16 protein-coding genes are annotated in these 18180 nt (G+C 62.2%); 13 read left to right on the top strand and 3 right to left on the bottom strand.

The window, feature by feature from the left end; all coding sequences use genetic code 11:
• Nucleotides 1-23: 23 nt before the first annotated feature.
• A complete protein-coding gene (locus HKD31_RS10810; RefSeq protein WP_194265146.1) occupies nt 24-950 on the bottom strand; it encodes a glycosyltransferase family 2 protein in 927 nt (308 codons plus the stop codon).
• A 300-nt stretch (nt 951-1250) separates the two neighbouring features.
• Here HKD31_RS10810 and HKD31_RS10805 point away from each other — a divergent pair, with 300 nt between their 5' ends.
• The 12 genes from HKD31_RS10805 to HKD31_RS10750 all read left to right on the top strand — a co-directional run bounded on the left by HKD31_RS10805 (nt 1251) and on the right by HKD31_RS10750 (nt 15176).
• Nucleotides 1251-2414 carry an MlaE family ABC transporter permease gene (locus HKD31_RS10805; protein ID WP_194265147.1) on the top strand — a complete coding sequence of 388 codons (1164 nt, stop codon included), beginning with the start codon at nt 1251-1253 and terminating at the stop codon, nt 2412-2414.
• Nucleotides 2415-2416: 2 nt separating this feature from the next.
• Nucleotides 2417-3184: an ABC transporter ATP-binding protein gene (locus HKD31_RS10800; protein ID WP_011253639.1), complete on the top strand. Its 768-nt coding sequence runs from the start codon at nt 2417-2419 to the stop codon at nt 3182-3184.
• Nucleotides 3184-4143 (top strand): MlaD family protein, encoded by a 960-nt coding sequence (locus tag HKD31_RS10795; RefSeq protein WP_194265148.1) that lies wholly within the window; start codon nt 3184-3186, stop codon nt 4141-4143. The genes HKD31_RS10800 and HKD31_RS10795 overlap by 1 nt, the downstream gene beginning before the upstream one ends.
• Before the next feature lie 44 nt (nt 4144-4187).
• Nucleotides 4188-4766: a PqiC family protein gene (locus HKD31_RS10790; protein WP_338085568.1), complete on the top strand. Its 579-nt coding sequence runs from the start codon at nt 4188-4190 to the stop codon at nt 4764-4766.
• Nucleotides 4767-4859: 93 nt separating this feature from the next.
• Complete coding sequence (locus HKD31_RS10785; RefSeq protein WP_338085573.1) at nt 4860-6347, top strand: ABC transporter substrate-binding protein; 1488 nt, start codon at nt 4860-4862, stop codon at nt 6345-6347.
• Nucleotides 6344-7297 carry an ABC transporter permease gene (locus HKD31_RS10780; protein WP_194265168.1) on the top strand — a complete coding sequence of 318 codons (954 nt, stop codon included), beginning with the start codon at nt 6344-6346 and terminating at the stop codon, nt 7295-7297. Before HKD31_RS10785 ends, HKD31_RS10780 begins: the two co-directional genes overlap by 4 nt.
• Nucleotides 7294-8109 (top strand): ABC transporter permease, encoded by an 816-nt coding sequence (locus HKD31_RS10775; RefSeq protein WP_228120557.1) that lies wholly within the window; start codon nt 7294-7296, stop codon nt 8107-8109. Before HKD31_RS10780 ends, HKD31_RS10775 begins: the two co-directional genes overlap by 4 nt.
• Nucleotides 8106-8924 (top strand): ATP-binding cassette domain-containing protein, encoded by an 819-nt coding sequence (locus tag HKD31_RS10770; RefSeq protein WP_194265149.1) that lies wholly within the window; start codon nt 8106-8108, stop codon nt 8922-8924. Before HKD31_RS10775 ends, HKD31_RS10770 begins: the two co-directional genes overlap by 4 nt.
• Nucleotides 8921-9685, top strand: coding sequence for an ABC transporter ATP-binding protein (locus HKD31_RS10765; RefSeq protein WP_194265150.1), 765 nt, complete (start codon nt 8921-8923; stop codon nt 9683-9685). Before HKD31_RS10770 ends, HKD31_RS10765 begins: the two co-directional genes overlap by 4 nt.
• Nucleotides 9686-9698: 13 nt before the next feature.
• On the top strand, nt 9699-10712 hold the full coding sequence (locus HKD31_RS10760) for a P1 family peptidase (RefSeq protein ID WP_194265151.1): 1014 nt from the start codon (nt 9699-9701) through the stop codon (nt 10710-10712).
• A gap of 89 nt (nt 10713-10801) precedes the next feature.
• Nucleotides 10802-14410, top strand: coding sequence for a bifunctional proline dehydrogenase/L-glutamate gamma-semialdehyde dehydrogenase PutA (gene putA / locus HKD31_RS10755; RefSeq protein WP_194265152.1), 3609 nt, complete (start codon nt 10802-10804; stop codon nt 14408-14410).
• A gap of 73 nt (nt 14411-14483) precedes the next feature.
• On the top strand, nt 14484-15176 hold the full coding sequence (locus HKD31_RS10750; protein WP_194265153.1) for a GntR family transcriptional regulator: 693 nt from the start codon (nt 14484-14486) through the stop codon (nt 15174-15176).
• A gap of 3 nt (nt 15177-15179) precedes the next feature.
• Here HKD31_RS10750 and HKD31_RS10745 read toward each other — a convergent pair whose 3' ends face one another.
• Together HKD31_RS10745 and HKD31_RS10740 are read right to left on the bottom strand one after the other, a co-directional pair.
• Entirely contained in the window at nt 15180-17351 is a 2172-nt protein-coding gene (locus HKD31_RS10745) for an FUSC family protein (protein ID WP_194265154.1), read from the bottom strand.
• A gap of 15 nt (nt 17352-17366) precedes the next feature.
• Nucleotides 17367-17849, bottom strand: coding sequence for a MarR family winged helix-turn-helix transcriptional regulator (locus tag HKD31_RS10740; protein ID WP_194265155.1), 483 nt, complete (start codon nt 17847-17849; stop codon nt 17367-17369).
• 232 nt (nt 17850-18081) lie between these two features.
• Between HKD31_RS10740 and HKD31_RS10735 the strand changes: the two genes are divergently transcribed.
• On the top strand, nt 18082-18180 hold a 99-nt coding region (locus HKD31_RS10735), incomplete at its 3' end, for a DUF1656 domain-containing protein (RefSeq protein ID WP_194265156.1).

Here is an 18180-nt window from a genome sequence, read left to right as displayed (position 1 = left end):
AATGCCTGACCGCATTCGATCCGTCAGTACGTGCGGCGGAGCACGTAAATCGGGCGCTGCTTCGTCTCCATGTAGATACGGCCGATATATTCCCCCAGCATGCCGATACTGATGATCTGCACACTGCTGAAAAAAATGATCGCCACGAACAGGGATGTATAACCCGGCACGGGATTGCCCCAGACGATCGTCCGCAACATGATGAAAAGCGCATAGAACATGGAGAGCAGCGCGCCTGCCGTTCCCAGATAGGTCCACAGCCGGATTGGGGCGGAAGAAAAGCTGGTGAAGCCTTCCAGGGCGAAGTTCCACAGGGAATAGCCGGAAAACTTCGTCATGCCCGCCGCACGGGGCGCACGAACGTAATCGATGCTGACCGTCCGGAAGCCGACCCAGGCGAACAGACCTTTCATGAATCGCTGACGTTCGGGCAGCCTTTTGAGCGCATCGACCACGCATCGGTCCATCAGGCGGAAATCTCCCACATTTTCCGGAATCCGGATATGGGCAAGCCGGTTATGCAGCGCATAGAACCAGGACGCCGTCTTGCGCTTGAGCAGACTGTCGCTGGACCGGTCGATCCGTTTGCCCAGCACGACCTCCGCCCCATCGCGCCAGGCCTGCACCATTTTCGGGATGATCTCGGGCGGGTCCTGGAGATCGGCGTCAATGATGATGACCGCATCTCCCGTCGCCGCATCGAGACCGGCCGTCAGCGCAGCTTCCTTGCCGAAATTACGCGACAGTTCGAGCACCCTGAACCGCCGGTCGGTTTCGCAAAATCCAATCAGCTCTCGCAGCGTGCCGTCGCTGCTGCCGTCATCGACGCAGACGATTTCCCAGTCCGTGTCCGCAATCCCGTCAAGGACAGGCAGGATACTCCGCACGAAATGGCTGATGGCGGCTTCTTCGTTCCAGAACGGGACAATCAGGGAAAGCTGGCTGGCCATAGAGGGTTTTCAGGTTCCAAATCGTGACAGAATGATCATAACAGAAATATCCCAGTAACAGTCAGCCCTCCCGTCAGGAAAGAACAGCGTTCTTCGGGTACAGTCGATCCGTGTCAGAACCTTTCATGAGCATTGATCTTTTGCCTGCAGCCGATAAGGTGCCACGTCAGGACGGCGATCGGATTTCCACCCCGTCTCGCCCGTAACCGCCAGCCAGTTGTTTCTTCAAGTGTCACTTCCCGCCAGCCTTTCCGCTCTTTTGCAGCATCAGGGGATGTCAGGACCGGAAATGCAGAGTCCATGACAGACCAGACCACGACAGGCCCCTCGGCCGCCCAGCCCGCAGACAGAACGCCCCAGTGGCATCTGCAGGGCGAGCAGAGCGCGCCAGTCATGGTTCTGAGCGGTACCTGGCAGGCGCGGACTGGCAATATTCCCGTTTTCCCGAAAGACGGGCTGAAAAAATCTCCCGGCGCCCATCTGTCCTTCCAGACATCCGATCTCCAGGTCTGGGATACGGGGCTTGTGGCATTCCTGTGGGATCTCAAACGCGTTGCCCATGACGCAGGCATCAGTCTGGACATGCAGACGCTGCCGGGCCCGATGCGCCAGCTCCTCGAACTGCTGCCCGAAGTCCCCGACGACCCCGTCCATCACAAGACGGCCCGCACCCCTTTTCTGGAAACAATCGGCAATCACGCCATCGCATCGATGACGGAAGTCGGCGTGGTCTCCGAACTGGGCGCGCTGACGGCAAAGGGCGCCGTCCTCACGCTTCTTGGCCGCAGCCGGATGCGCATGGTCGACCTGCTGGCCAATACGGCCGATGCCGGTCCGTACGCCCTGCTCATCGTGGGGATCGTCAACTTTCTGATCGGCGCGATCCTGGCGTTCGTAGGCGCCGTCGAGCTTCAGAAATTCGCCGCCGGCATCTATGTGGCCAGTCTGGTCGGCATCGCGATGGTGCGTGAGATGGCCGCCGTCATGACCGCCATCATCATGGCTGGACGTACGGGTGGTGCCTATGCCGCACGGATTTCGACCATGCAGGGCAATGAAGAAATCGATGCCCTGAACGTCTTCGGCATCCCGACCTCAACCTATCTGATCCTGCCGGCCGTCCTCTCCCTCATCATCACGATGCCGTTTCTCTACCTGTACGGCTGCCTGATTGGCATGCTGGGCGGCTTCGTCGTGGCCATCTCGATGCTGGACATCACGGCGGCGGGATATTTCCATCAGACGGTCACGGCGTTCGGGATCGGACAGTTCATTTTCGGCTTTACCAAGAGCCTCGTCTTCGGGGCCTTTATCGGTCTGACGAGCTGCCGGATCGGCCTGAAGGCTGGCCGCTCAGCCGCGGATGTCGGCATTGCCGCCACACGGGCCGTCGTCGTGGGGATCGTGGGCGTTATCGCAATCGACGCGATCTTCGCCGTCATCGCCGATGTTCTGGGGATCTGACCATGCCTGACCAGACCGTCCTGTCCCTTCGCGACATTACGCTGTCCTTCGGCCCGAAGATCATCCAGAAAAACATCTCGCTCGACGTACGCAAGGGAAGCATTTTCGCCGTCATGGGCGGCTCGGGCTGCGGCAAGAGCACGCTTCTCAAGAGCATGATCGGCCTGCTGCGCCCATCCGCCGGCGAATATCATGTCGGGGACGAGAACTACTGGGCCGGAGACGAAGCCCATCGCACGGATCTGAACCACCGCTTCGGGGTCCTGTTCCAGAGCGGCGCGCTCTGGAGTTCCATGACTGTCGGCGAGAACATCGCCCTGCCGCTCCAGATGTTCACGGATCTCAAACCCTCCGTGATCCGCAGACTTGTGGAACTGAAGCTGGGGTTCGTCGGCATGTTGCAGGCGATTGATCTCTACCCGTCGGAAATCAGTGGCGGCATGTGCAAACGCGCCGGTCTGGCGCGCGCCCTCGCCCTCGATCCGGACATCCTGTTTTTCGACGAGCCTTCCGCAGGCCTCGATCCGATCACCTCGGCCCGGCTCGATGACCTGATCCTGAACCTGCGGGACGGGCTTGGCGCGACGATCGTCATCGTCAGCCACGAACTGCCAAGCCTCTTCCATATCGCCGATGACGGCATCTTCCTGGACGCCAGGACAAAAACTCCGATCGCCCATGGCTCCCCCCGGGACCTGCGGGACAACTGTACCGATCCACAGGTGCATGCCTTCATGCACCGTGAACGTGACGAAGAAGGAAAAACGTGATGAACAGGCAGGCTCTTGTCGGTGCTTTCGTCCTTGGGGGGACGGGCCTGATTGTCGCGGCGTTCGTCCTGTTCGGCAATTTCCATCCCTTCACCCGGACGGAAAAAGCCGTTCTCGTGTTTCATGGCGCCTCGTCCGGGCTGTCTGTCGGATCCCCCGTCACGTTCCGTGGTGTCCAGGTCGGCGCGGTGGACCGCGTCGTCATTGAATATAATCCGGCCACGAAGGACGCCTATATTCCGGTCTTCGTCACCATACGCCCCGACAACATCGTTCTGACGAGCAGCAGTCATCACCGGCCCGACATGGAAGAACTCGTCCATCAGGGTCTGCGCGGCGAGATGAACCTCAAGAGCTTCGTTACCGGCACGTCTGAAATCGATCTGGATTTCGCACCCTCGACCCCGGCCGTGCTGCATCCCGATATCGCCCGCATCACCGAAATCCCGACCAAGCAGTCCACCATCGCGGCCATGACACAGAGCCTGCAGGACCTGCCGCTGAAGCAGATCGGCGAGAACGCCAATGCAACACTGGCCTCTGTCCGCCAGCTCTCGGAACAGCTCGACAGGGAACTTCCGGCTCTGGTGCAGAGCATCCGCGACACCTCCGACCACAGCCGGGACATGGTCGATGCCGCCCGCAAGACAGTAACGGAACTCGAACCCGCCCTGACGCGCACACTGCTCAGCGTGGACAGGCTGGCCAATGAGGGCACGACCCAGCTCAATGCGCGCGGCCATGAACTCCATGCCGTCCTGCAGAACAGCAACGACGCCGTCCAACAGGCTACCAAAAGCCTCGCCAATCTGGAGAGCATGACATCCCCGCGCTCTGCCGACCGCGCCAATCTCGAATCCAGCCTGCGGGATATAGCCGCCGCCGCGTCCGCCCTGCGCGGTTTTGCCACGGACGTGGAGCGCAATCCGCAGCTCCTTCTCACGGGACGCCGGCCATGAGCAGACAGTTCCGCCGCCCTTTGTTTCTTCCGGAGACCAAACCCGTGACACGGCTCATGACCCGATCCGCAGCCCTTCTGGCCTTCGCCCTGATGTCAGGTTGTGCCGCGCCCCCCATGCAGTTCTACACCCTTGGCGCCCCATCAATCGCGCAGAACAGCGGCACCCTGCCCGCCTCGGCCCCTGTCCTGAACGTGTCTCATGTCACACTCCCGGATTATCTCGACAGTCAGGATATCCTCATACGCCAGGGCGACCAGCTTGACCGCAGCCCCAACGGGCGCTGGGGAAGCCGTCTGTCCCAGGGCGTGACGGATCTTCTGGCGGCCCATCTGGGGCAGGACTGGCCGAGCTATGTCGTCACGACGCAACCCTTGGCCGAGACGCCAGCCCTGCGTCTTGCAGTCAATATCAGCCGGCTGGATCTCGACAGCAGCGGTCAGGGTGCCCTGACCGCAGATTGGGCACTGATCCCCTCGGACGAGCACCAGCCCGTTCAGCGCAGCCGTGGCTCCTTCACCGCACATGGCACGGTGACGACCGACAGCGGCAAGGTCGTCCTGACCCGGACCCTCGTTGAACAACTCGCTGCCCGGATCGCCAGCACGACCCCGCGCCCCTGAACAGCACCCCCTTTCGCTCAGGCGACGAAGGCCCTATTTTCCGTGATCCTGCGCCCTGAGGCTGCAAGTTCGCGGAGCGCCTGATTGAAAACCGTGCCCATTCTCCTGACCGTTCTGGCGGTCGGCTTTCCGGCGTCTCATATTCCCGGGACGGCGCGGGCAGCCGATACGCGCGATACGCTTTCGATCGGTCTGGCCATCGAACCGCCGGGTCTGGACCCGACGCGCGGCTCCAGCGAAGCCATCGGGATGGTGACGTATGGCAACATCTATGAAGGACTGATGCGGCTGGACGAACAGGGCGCCCTCAAACCCCTTCTGGCGCAGGATTGGCATATCTCGCCGGACGGCCTGACCTATGACTTCACGCTTCATAACGGCGTGCGCTTCCATGATGGTACGCCCCTGACCTGCGACAGCGTAAAGTTTTCCCTGCTCCGCGCCGGTGCGGCGGACAGCACCAACCCGCACAGGGCCATCTTCAGCCAGATCGCCGACATCTCATGCCCGGACAGCCTGCATGTCAGCATCCGGCTTCAGCATCCTTACGGCAGTTTCCTCTATCAGCTCGCTTGGAACGACGCCGCCATTCTCTCGCCGGCGTCCGCAGCGCAGAACATCAGCCATCCCGTCGGCACAGGGCCATTCGTGTTCGGTGAATGGCGGCGCGGGGACCACCTGACCCTGACCCACAATCCGGATTACTGGGGTGCCAGACCGGCCCTGCAATCGGTGACGTTCCGCTTCATGCCCGATCCGCTGTCCGCCAGTAATGCGCTGCTGGCCGGGGAGCTGGATGCCTATCCGTCTTTTCCGTCCCGGGAAATCCTGAGCCGCTTTTCCGGAAATATGCAGTTGCAGGTCGTCCGGGGCAGCTTTCCGTTCAAGGCCATTCTCGCGCTCAACAACGCCCGCCGCCCGTTCAATGATTTCCGCGTCCGGCAGGCCATCGCACAGGCCATTGACCGCAAAGCCCTGATCCAGGCCGTAGCCGACGGAGACGGGACGCTCCTGCAATCTCACATGGCACCGGACGACCCCGATTACGTCGCCCTGCCCGACCGGTATCCCTACGATCCGGACCATGCCCGCGCCCTGCTGAAAGAGGCGGGCGTGGCACCAGGCACGCACCTGACCCTGACCTTCCCGCCCATCGGCTATGCACGCGACAGCAGCGAACTCATTGCCGCCTATCTGGAGCAGGTCGGGCTGAATGTGACGCTTCAGCCCGTGGAATGGCCGACATGGCTGAGTCAGGTTTACGGACAGGGTCAGTTCGACATGACCGTCATCGCCCATACCGAGCCTCATGACATCACGATCTATGACCGCACGCCCGTCTATTTCCACTATCACAGCCCGGTCTTTCACAGGCTCGTAGAACAGTACGAAGCGACAGCGGATACGACCCGGCGGCACCAGCTTTCCGTGCAGATGCAGGAACAGCTCGCACAGGACGAACCCAATATTTTCCTGTTCGCCATTCCCCGCGAAACCGTCATGAACCGACGCCTCAGGGGTCTATGGACAAACCAGCCCATCGCAGGCTGCCCGGTCGCAGGCGTTTTCTGGGCACCATGACGGGCATGGATACCCTTCGCATCGCTCTGGAACGGCTGCTGCTTTTCGTCCTCGCAAGCCTCGTCATTTTCGCGGCCATGAACCTCCTGCCCGGCGACCCCGCAGCAGTCATGCTCGGGCTGGATGCAAGCCCCGAAAGTCTGGCGGCCCTGCACCAGAAACTCGGGCTGGAATCATCCCTGCCCGTGCGATACGCGCACTGGATCAGCGCATTCATTCGCGGTGATCTGGGCCGGAGTTACATCTATGACGTTCCCGTCCGGAGCCTGATCGGCGAGCGCCTGCAAAGCAGTCTTCCCCTCATTCTGCTGGCCATGCTCGTGTCTCTGGGCGCAGGCATCCCACTCGGCGTAATGGCGGGCGCGAAGCGCGGAACACTGCTTGATACGGGCCTGATGAGCTTCCTCCAGCTTTTCAAATCCATTCCGGATTTCTGGCTGGCGATGATGATGACGTTCCTGTTCTCCCTGACCCTGCACTGGCTGCCCTCCAGCGGCTTTCCGGGCTGGCATGATGGTGCCCTCCCGGCGCTCAGGGCCCTCACCCTTCCCGCCATCGCTCTCGCCATCCCGCAGGCCGCCATCACGGCACGTTTCATGCGCTCGTCCCTGATCGAGACCCTGTCGCAGGATTTCATCCGCACGGCCCGGGCACAGGGCTACAGCAGACGCAGCGTTCTGTGGCGCATCGCATTGCCCAACGCGCTGATCCCCGTCCTGACGCTGGCCGGGATCCAGCTTCCGCTCCTCGTGACCGGAACGATCATCGTCGAGAGCGTCTTCAGCCTGCCCGGCTGCGGAAAGCTCCTGCTGGAGGCCATCAACCAGCGCGATATCCCCGTGGTGCAGAACCTCGTCATGCTGATCGTCGCGTCTGTGATGGTCCTCAATGTCCTGATGACGATCCTCGTTCGCTGGCTTGATCCGCGCCTTGAGACAGACCCATCATGACAGCGCGTTCCAACCGAACGCTCCAAGCGGGGAGCATTCTGCTCGGAATTGTCCTCCTCCCCGCGACCGTCATAACCCTGTTCGATGGCGGTCACGCGCCGCCCATCGACGTCCTGCACCGTTATGCGCCGCCATCCCTGCTGCACCCACTCGGAACCGATCCTTTCGGTCGCGACCTCATGGTCCATGTTCTGACCGGAGCCTTCAACAGCGTGACGATCGCCGCGATCTCCGTCTGTCTCGCCACGATTGTGGGGACGGCACTCGGTCTGATCGCGGCGGCCCGACCGGCCAGAGCCATCATGGGACTGGCCGATCTGGGCCTGGCCTTCCCGCCCATCCTGATCGCCGCCCTTCTTGTCACCGCTCTTGGAGCCTCGGCCACGGGTGAAATCCTCGCCATTGCCCTGTTCGGCCTCCCGGCCCAGATCCGCATTACCCGGCAGGCTGCACGCTCCATTCTCATTCAGGACTATATCGCCGCATCCCGACTGGCCGGACGTGGCCCGGTTTACATCATGCGCCGGCATGTCCTGCCCAATATCCTGCCGCTCCTGACGGTCCAGGCGACCTCCTCGCTGGCCCTCGCGATCCTGTCCGATGCCGGACTGTCCTATCTCGGTCTGGGCGCGCCGCCACCACGACCGGATCTGGGACGCGCCCTGGCATCGTATCAGATCCATATCTTCGATCATCCACTGCTGGTCGCTATCCCCGGAATAACGATCATGCTGCTCGTGCTGGGCTTTAATATATTCGGGGACGGTCTGCGGGATGCTCTGGATGCCACCCATGAGGAGCGCACCCCATGAGTTCCCTGCTCCATGTCCGGAATCTGAGCGTGCAGAGCCCGGAGCGGCCGATCCTGCATGACGTGTCCTTCACGCTTGAAGCGGGACAGATCCTCGCCGTCACCGGGGAATCCGGTTCCGGAAAATCCACGCTCGCACTAAGCCTGATGGGGCTGCTGCCCCCCGGCTTTCAGGCTCACGGCAGCATCCGGCTTGAAGAGACGGAGCTTTCCACGCTCTCCGAACAGGACTGGTGCCAGATCAGGGGAAAAAGACTGGGCATGGTCTTTCAGGAACCCATGACGGCCCTGAACCCCACGCGCCGTATCGGGACCCAGATCGGGGATACATTCCGCCTTCATACGACGCTCTCCCGTCGCGAGATCGGCACGGAAACACGCACGCTTATGGAACAGGTCGGCCTGTCTGAAGCCGGCGTGAGCGAACGCGCCTACCCCCATCAGCTTTCCGGTGGCCAGAGACAGCGCGTCCTGCTGGCAATGGCGCTGGCCTGCCAGCCCGAACTCCTGATCGCGGACGAGTTCACCACCGCACTCGATGCCCGGACCCAGGCAGCCATGATGGCGCTTGTGAGCCGCCGCTGCGAGACGCAGGGCATGGCCGTTCTCATAATATCCCATGACCTCGGGCTGGTGCGTCGTTATGCCGATCATGTTCTGGTCATGAAAGACGGCACCTGCGTGGAACAGGGCGCAACCACATCCGTGTTTGACGCCCCACGCCATCCCTATACGCAGGCGCTCCTTGCCATGTCCCTGCACGGCGCGGCCCGCACGCCGCTTACGCCCCTGACCGTCTTTACGGCACCGTCATGACCCCGATCCTTCAAGCCCGGAATGTGACGTATGGGAGGACAGGCCGGCAGGGTTTCTCCTTCGCGCGATCCGCACGCCCCCCTATTCTGAAAAACATCAGTCTAGATCTGCAGGCAGGCCAGACGCTCGGGATCGTCGGGGCCTCGGGAAGCGGGAAATCCACCCTGTGCCGTATCCTCAGCGGCCTGATCGCGCCCGATGAAGGACAGATCCTGTATCAGGGGCAGGATCTCGCGACCTCATCAGAAGCCGTGCGGAAGAAAATCCGCCCCGCGATCCAGATGATCTTTCAGGACCCGGCTGGCGCGCTCGATCCACGTCAGACGGTCGGTGATATCGTGGGGGAAGCGCTGGGTCCCGTCCCGGCTCGGGACGCACGCATCCGCACAGCCCTCCAGAACGTCGGCCTTTCCGCCGATATCACCAGCCGCTACCCGAGAGCCTTTTCCGGCGGCCAGAAGCAGCGGATCGCCATCGCCCGCGCCCTGATCACACGGCCTTCCGTCATCATCGCCGATGAAGCCGTCTCGGCGCTGGATGTCTCCACACAGGCCATCGTCCTGAACCTGCTGCTCGATCTTCAGAAGCGGCACGGACTGTCGTATGTTTTCGTCAGTCACGATCTGGCCGTCATCCGCCATCTGTCGCACCATATCGCCGTTCTGGATCAGGGCAGGATCGTGGAATCCGGTTCGGCGTCCGATATTCTGGATACGCCCACCCAGCCCGCCACAAAGGCGCTTCTTGAAAACACCTACTGACCCGCGAGGCGTCATGACCAGCCTGAACCTCCTTACCGACATTTCCGGCATCCGCGTGGGCCACTGCCAGAATCTGACCCTTCGCACGGGGGTGACGGCGGTCCTGTTCGATCGCCCCGTCATCGCTTCCGGCAGTTTTCCGGGCGGCGCACCGGCCCTGCGGGAAACCGCGCTGCTGGAGCCGGAAAACATGGTCGGGCATATCCATGCGGTCGTCCTGTCAGGCGGTTCGACCTTTGGGCTGGACGCGACAGCCGGGGTTCAGGCCTGGCTGCGCGAGCAGTTCGGCAACGCACCTTTGGCGCCGGACACCATCCGCGTGCCCATCGTGGTGCAGGCCAGTCTTTACGATCTCCCGCAGGGCGGACAGACGACGTGGGGCCGCTATTCACCCTATGCCGAAATGGGCCATCAGGCCGCGACCAGCGCCCGAAGCGGAGCTTTCGCACTGGGTACGGCTGGCGCAGGAACAGGCGCGACAACCGCCACACTGCGCGGGGGGCTGGGTTCGGCGAGCGCGATCACACCCGCCGGGCACCGCGTGGCCGCAATGGTCGCCGTCAATGCCGTCGGAACAGCCACGATCGGCGACAGGCCGCATTTCTGGAGCGCGCCTTTCGAGCAGGGGGACGAGTTCGGCGGTCTGGGCATGCCGGTGCATCTGAGCGCAGAAGATTTGCGCCTGCGTTCCAAATGGGCCTCCGTCACTGGCACCACGATCGGCCTTATCGCCACGGACGCCACCCTCACCAAGACACAGGCCAAACGCCTCGCCATTCTGGCGCAGGACGGCGTGGCACGCGGTGTGTTTCCAGCCCATCTGCCCTTGGACGGGGATGCCATGATCGGGGTCTCGACCTGCGAAAAACCTGCCCCCCTTGGTCAGGAATGGACCGAAATCCTCCACACCGCCACGCAGGTCACGGCCCGCGCCATCGCCCGGGGCGTGTATGAGGCGTCCCCTCTTCCCGGCGGCGCCCCACTCCCGACATGGCACGAACATTTCGGATGCAAAGATACGCCATAAAAATGATCTGACTCTCATTTCATATATTTTACTCAGGATCGTATATGATTATAGGACTCAGACCGAGTGTCGTGTCCGAGGCTGAGTCTATGTCAACTTTTGTGCCGTCCTATCCTGTCCGCTCCTCCCTTCGTCAGGCCATCGCCGCAGACATGCGCAGGCCCGAAGCGGAGTGCATCCTTCCCCTGATCGAACAGGCCACGCTGACCGAAACGGAACAGCAGAACACGTTTGACGTCGCCCGCCATCTGACCCGCTCCCTGCGCACACAACGTCGCCCGGGGGGCGTTGAGGCCCTCGTGCAGGAGTTCTCACTGTCCTCCGCCGAGGGCGTCTCCCTGATGTGTCTAGCCGAGGCCCTCCTGCGTATTCCGGATGCTGCAACCCGCGACGCCCTGATCCGCGACCGGATCGGCACAGGCGACTGGCTGTCCCATGTCGGCGGCAAGAAGTCCGTCTTCGTGAATGCGGCCTCCTGGGGGCTGATGCTGACAGGCAAGCTGACCAACGATACGGATGAAGGCCTCGCCGCCGCGCTGTTCCGCCTCGTCGGACGTGGTGGGCAGCCGCTGGTCCGCCGTGCGCTCGACATCGCCATGCGCATGATGGGCGAGCAGTTCGTCATCGGTGAAACCATCGAGGAAGCCTGCAAGGTCAGCACCGAACCCGAAGACCGCGGCTTCAAATATTCCTATGACATGCTCGGCGAAGCGGCGATGACGGAAGCCGACGCGCTGCGCTACCGCCGCGACTACGAGCGCGCGATCGACGTGATCGGCCAGACCGCACGCGGTGCGAATGTGTATGAAAAGGCCGGAATTTCCATCAAGCTCTCGGCCCTGCACCCGCGCTATGCCTTCGCCCAGCGCGAGCGTGTGCTGAAGGAACTTGGCCAGACGCTGAAAGACCTGGTCATTCAGGCCCGCCGCTATGACATTGGCATCAATATCGACGCCGAAGAAAGCGAACGTCTGGACCTCTCGCTCGATCTGATCGAAGATTTGTGCCACTGCCCGGAACTGGACGGCTGGAACGGCATCGGGATCGTCGTGCAGGCTTATGGCCGCCGTGCCCCGAAGGTTCTGGACTATCTGATCGACCTTGGCCGCCGCAGCGGACATCGCCTCATGATCCGTCTGGTGAAGGGCGCTTACTGGGACAGCGAAATCAAGAAAGCGCAGGTTGAAGGCCAGACGGATTTCCCGGTCTACACGCGCAAATGCTACACGGATGTCAGCTATATCGCCTGCGCGAAAAAGCTTCTCGCGGCGCGCGATGTCGTCTTCCCGCAGTTCGCGACCCATAACGCCCGCACGCTGGCCACGATCTACACGCTGGCCGGCCTGAACTTCCAGATCGGCGATTACGAATTCCAGTGCCTGCACGGCATGGGCGAGACGCTCTATAACGAAGTCGTCGGTCCGCAGAAGCTCAACCGCCCGTGTCGGGTCTATGCTCCGGTCGGCTCACATGAGACGCTGCTGGCCTATCTGGTGCGCCGCCTGCTGGAGAACGGCGCCAACTCGTCCTTCGTCAACCAGATCGGCGACGAGAGCCTGCCCATCGAGACCCTGATCGCCGATCCGGTCGCGCTCGCAAAAGCTGTCCAGCCCCCGGGCGCCTCGCATCCGGCCATCACGCTGCCCAAGGACCTGTTCGCACCCGAACGCACCAATTCCCGCGGTCTGGATCTGACCGACGAACACACCGTCACGGCCCTGGCCAAAGCCGTCTGCGCCTCCGAAAAACAGACGCTGGAAGACCTGTCCTGCTCGGGTGAGACGCAGGAGATCCGCAATCCGTCCAACCATTCGGACAGGATCGGCAGTGTCTGTTTCGGAACCGAAGAGGATGTCCGCAAAGCCATTGATGCCGCCGAAAGCGAAGGCGCAGCATGGGCGGCTCTATCCGCCGACGCACGAAGCACCAAGCTCGATCGCGCAGCGGATCTGCTGGAAGAGCATCAGAGCGAACTGATGGCCCTTCTGGTCCGCGAAGCGGGCAAGTCCTATGCCAATGCGCTCTCTGAAGTTCGCGAGGCCGTTGATTTCCTGCGGTATTACGCCGTTCAGGCCCGCGAAACGGCCCAGGCAGGCAGCAGCACGCCGCTCGGCGTTGTTGCCTGTATCAGCCCGTGGAACTTCCCCCTCGCCATTTTCCTGGGACAGATTTCGGTCGCACTGGCGGCTGGCAATACGGTCGTCGCAAAACCCGCTGAGGAAACACCGTTCATTGCCCTGCGCGCCGTTGCCCTTCTGCGCGAAGCCGGCATTCCGGAAAACGCACTTCGGCTTGTGCCGGGCGCGGGCGAGACCGGCGCGGCCCTCGTGGCCGATCCGCGGATTGCCGGCGTGATGTTCACCGGTTCCACCGCTGTCGCCGGCCTGATCGCCAGCACTCTGGCCGGACGGACTGGCGCGGACGGACAACCCGTCCCGTTCGTAGCCGAGACCGGCGGCCAGAACGCCATGATCGTGGACAGTTCCGCCCTGACCGAACAGGTGGTCGCGGATGTTCTGGTCTCGGCTTTCGACAGCGCGGGCCAGCGCTGCTCCGCCCTCCGCGTCCTGTGCGTGCAGGAAGACTGTGCCGATCGGGTCCTGACCATGCTCCGCGGTGCCGTGGAAGAACTGCGTGTCGGCAATCCGGCCGAACTGCACACGGATGTCGGCCCTGTCATTTCCGCTGAAGCCCAGTCGGGCATCCAGACCTATATCGACGCATCCCGTGCGCAGAACCGTGCCGTCTGGTCCCTTCTCCTTCCGGCCACGGCATCGAACGGCACCTTCATCGCCCCGACGATCATCGAGATCGACAGTCTGGCGGACCTCAAAGGCGAAGTCTTCGGACCGGTCCTGCATGTCCTGCGCTTTGAAGCCAGCAGCTTCGAGGCCCTGATCAACGCGATCAACCAGTCTGGCTATGGCCTGACCTTCGGTCTGCACACAAGGATCGAAAGCCGCATGGCGCATGTCACCTCGCGCATTGAGGCCGGGAACCTCTACGTCAACCGCAACATGGTTGGCGCGGTTGTGGGCAGCCAGCCTTTCGGCGGCGAAAAGCTCTCGGGCACGGGACCGAAAGCCGGTGGTCCGCTGATCCTGCGTCGCCTGATGAGCACCGCCCCGGCCCATACGGACTGGGAAAACCAGGAACTGCCAGAGCCCGCACGGCTCTTCCTGTCCTGGCTGATGCGGACAAGCTTCCCGCTCTATCAGACGATCGTGGACGCCATGCAGCACGGCATGTGCGGCACCACACGCGAACTGCCTGGCCCGGTCGGCGAAACCAACCTGTATCAGCTTCTGCCGCGTGGCGCCGTCCTGTGCATCGCCAGCGACCGCGAGACCATGCTTCGCGCCGTGGGCCTCGCCCTCAGCGGTGGAAACACAGCCTTCGTTCAGGGGCCGAATGTGGCTTCGGACTGGGTCTCCGACCTTCCCGATGCGCTTGCGCTGCATATCCGCCGCACGCAGGGTGGGCGTGTTGCGGGGTGCCGGACGATCCTTGCGTCGCCGGAAGAAAAGCAGATGGCGGAACAGGCCCGTGCGGCCCTGTCGCGTTCGGGCATGATCGTGCAGCTCTACATGCTTGACGCGAAAAGCCCGATCCGGCCTGAATGGGTGCTTCAGGAAAAGGTCGTCAGCACGAACACGACGGCCGCGGGCGGCAATGCCAGCCTGATGACCATCGGATAAGGACAGGACCTGACATGATCGTTCGTTACGATCATGCTAAGAGGATCGCCCCTAACTGACGGACGACCATTCCATGCACGACGCCGAACCACTCTTCGCACCTGTTGATACGAAAAGCGGCTCGGCTTCGCTCGAAATCGCGGACGCTCTGCGCCGTGCCATTACGGATGGCATCCTGACCGATGGCCAGCCAATGCGACAGTCGGAGCTTGCCCGCAATTTCGGCGTCTCCACCATCCCGGTCCGCGAAGCCCTCAAACAGCTTGAGGCAGAAGGCCTGATCGCTTTCCTGCCCCATCGTGGCGCCGTGGTCACGGGGCTGAGCGAGGCGGATATCCTGGAATATTCGGACATCCGTGCCTCGCTGGAAAGCATGGCGGCCGGACTGGCGATGACGTCCCTCACCCGTGTCGATCTGGCGCGGATTGAGGACGCCTATGAGACCTTTGTCAGCGGAACAGGCGGCGCACAGGGCATGGAACAGTCCGGCCGTCTGAACTGGGAGTTCCATGGCGCCATCTATGCCGCAGCGCAGCGCCCGAGGCTGTACGGCATGATCCACGACCTGCATTCTCGGCTTGATCGTTACATCCGCGCCCATCTGGAACTACCGGGGCGAAAAGCCGCAACTGACGCCGAGCATTTCCAGATCCTTCAGGCCTGCCGCGCCCGCGACGGCGAAGAGCTCGGCCGCCTGACGAAGCAGCATATTCTCGAAGCCGCGTCCCTCTCGCTGGACGTCATCCGCGAGCGGACAACGCCCTGATCCTCACCGCGCCGGATTGACCGCAACCAGCGTCGCAGGGCCCCGCTCGTCATACCACAGATGCAACGGGCCATCCGCATGGAAAAAGCCCGGAATACTGTCGATGATATGGGCACTCTGTTCCAGACACGACACCAGCCGGACACGGTACAGCCCTTCCATTCCGGAAGCCTCGTCCGCCCCGATCAACCCCGCGGCCGCCATAAGAGACGCAGCCGTCCCGACAGGATCCCGCCGCAGGGTTTTGAAGGACGCCAGCGCCCCATCCAGAGCCTCTCTCTCGTGAGCACTCAATCCCGCCGGTTCCACGGCCTGCCGCAGGCGGATCAGCAGACGCCCAAGGGACAGGGCGGCAAACGCGCCATCGACATATCCCTGACGGTCGATCGGAGACGCCACCAAAGACAGCCGCATGAGCAGGATGGAAACCTTCTGGATCTGCGTCCCTTCCCACACCATCCAGGATGGCACCTTCCCGGCAGGCCGAGCCGAAAGACTCTGAAGACTACGACCAAGGGAAATGACGAGCCGTGAGGCATAAAGCCGCTGATCGGCCGGCATGATCACCCGGAACACCAGAACCAGCAGCGCACAGCCCATCAGGATGGCCAGCCAGGTATTGATGAGCGTGATGTCGTCGGGAACCATACTGTTCGTTATCATCAACTGCATGGCCAGAAAGACCGTGTAACCGAACGCCCCCACCCCGTAACGCGGATGAAACTGGAGCCACACGCCCGGCAGCATGCACGCACAGACCGACAGCCAAAGCATCGGATAACCGTCCACGCGGGGAAGTGCGGCAATATGGCACAGCCAGCAGGCCGGAACCGACAGCGCCGTCCCGATTGCCATCGGCAGACTGGCCCGTGCCGCAGAAGGCGCCGTGGACAGCAGGCTCGACGCCGCCACGACATACATGATCATCATCGGCCCGGTCGGGAAATAGGTGATGTACCAGATCATGCAGGCCAGAAAGGCGATCAACACTCCCCGCAGACCGTTATAGATCGCCGACATCCATTCCAGATAAGGCAGCACCCGGACGCGAACATGCGGGCCGCGCGGGCTGGACAGGTCCAGAACCGTCTCCCGAAGCTGAAGGAGAATATCGCGGACATTATCGACAGACGCCTGAACCGCAGGCGATGTCACCGCCCCCTCCAGAACCTCAAGCCGCTCAAGCGACTCTTCCAGACAGGCCAGCACGCCCTGCGGCCGCTCGATCCATCCGGCGTTCTCCGTCAGGGCGAGAAGCTCGGTCAGCGTGTCGCGAATCTCACGATGAACAGGCGCCGAGAGCGGGTTCGCCACTCCCAGATTGCGCCAGTACGGATGATAGGACGCGACAAGCCCCGTCATGCGACTGACGGCGAGCCGGTATCCCCGCACCCCGGCATGAATGTCGGGATTGTCCGTCGCGGCGTATTCTATGGCAGGCCCGAGCCGTGCCAGCTGCCCCAGAAGACGCTGCCGCCCGTCATAGATTGTCTGCGGAAGGCTCCGGAAAGCCCCTTCAGTCCCCACAGGTTCCGAGCCCGGAACATCCTGCGCATCGGAGCGGTTCATCAGCCCCTCATGAAACACCAAAGCATGGCGGATCGTCTCGCGGAACGCCCCTGAAAGCGCGTCCATCGTGCCCTGACGCCGACGCGGCGACGTCACCATGAACACCGCCGCCGTCACCACGATCCCGAGCGCCACATCCGACACGCGCATCATGGCCGACAGGAAGATGTTTTCGGGATGGGCAAAAGCCGGCACGGCCACGATGATAATCGTGTAGCCCGTCAGAACCGCTGCATAGGCCCGGAAATAGCGCAGGCAGGTTGCCGTCATGCAGGCCAGCCCCACAAAGGCCGACAGCGCCATGAAATACAAAACGGCGGACTGCACGAACATCGCCATGACCGCCGTACTCAGGGCTGCGCCGATCACCGTCCCGGTCATGCGCCACACACTCTTGGAGACCAGTGCGCCTACAGTCGGGTTCGCGACGATCAGGACGGTCGTGACCGTACTCATCGGCGATTCCAGCTGGATCATGAAGGCGAGGAAGAGCGCAATGCCTATGGACAGGAAAACCCTGGCCGTAAAAGCCGCCGTGGAGACGAAATTCCGCCAACGCACGCTGTTGCGGTCGAAAGAAAAAAGCTGGCGAAAAGGATTGCGCATGAAAGGTCCGGAAAATCAGGGGGAAGAAAAACCGGAGAGGGAAAATTTCCCTTCCATCATACCAAGCTGGCTACGCAGCAGTGCCACGGCATCCGAAGGCAGCCCCTCGGTCAGACGGGCTTCCAGATCCGCCGAGATGCGGTGGAACTGACGGCACCGCTCGCACCCGGCTTGCGTGAGAACCAGAAGGTTGGAGCGACGGTCCTGCGGATCGGGCTTCCGCGAGATCAGCCCTTCCCGCCCCAGATGATCGAGAACCCGCACAAGCGCCGAACTGTCCACGCCCATGACGGACGCCAGATCGCTCTGCTTCATCCCGTTTCCCATCACCATCAGGTACGCCATGGGCCGCATGGTCGCGAGCGTCATGCCCTCGGGCCGCAGGAGACGGTCCAGCTGCGCCCGCCACAGGCTCGACAGTCGCAGGACATGAAAGGTCAGCCCCATGTCATGAAAACTGCTGTCCCGAAGAATGGACGGATCGTACTGGACAGCCATTTCTGCTGACACCTCATCTGTTGACATAGCAATAGATTATATGACACCATCACAATTGAAAACAGATCCTGTTGACATTTTCGTCAGGAGGTTCAGTTTTTGATCCATATCACTCACCGACTACTGCTTCACTGAGTGGGAGTCGATGTGGCTGAGCGAGGAGCGTTGTGGACGAATTGGCGTACAGTCTGGCGTGTGGCAGTCTGGTGGTTGACGGTAGGGTCGGTTCCTGATGCTGGCTGAAGTTGACCTGTTTGGCGTTTTCGTTGCACCGCTTTCCATTTATGCCGTAGCGGCGGTCTTTGTGACGTTACTGCTTCGAAGCATCCTG

It is taken from the genome of Gluconobacter potus, from assembly GCF_015244705.1.
Classification (GTDB): Bacteria; Pseudomonadota; Alphaproteobacteria; order Acetobacterales; family Acetobacteraceae; genus Gluconobacter; species Gluconobacter potus.
This window is presented reverse-complemented; position numbering and strand designations above follow the sequence as displayed.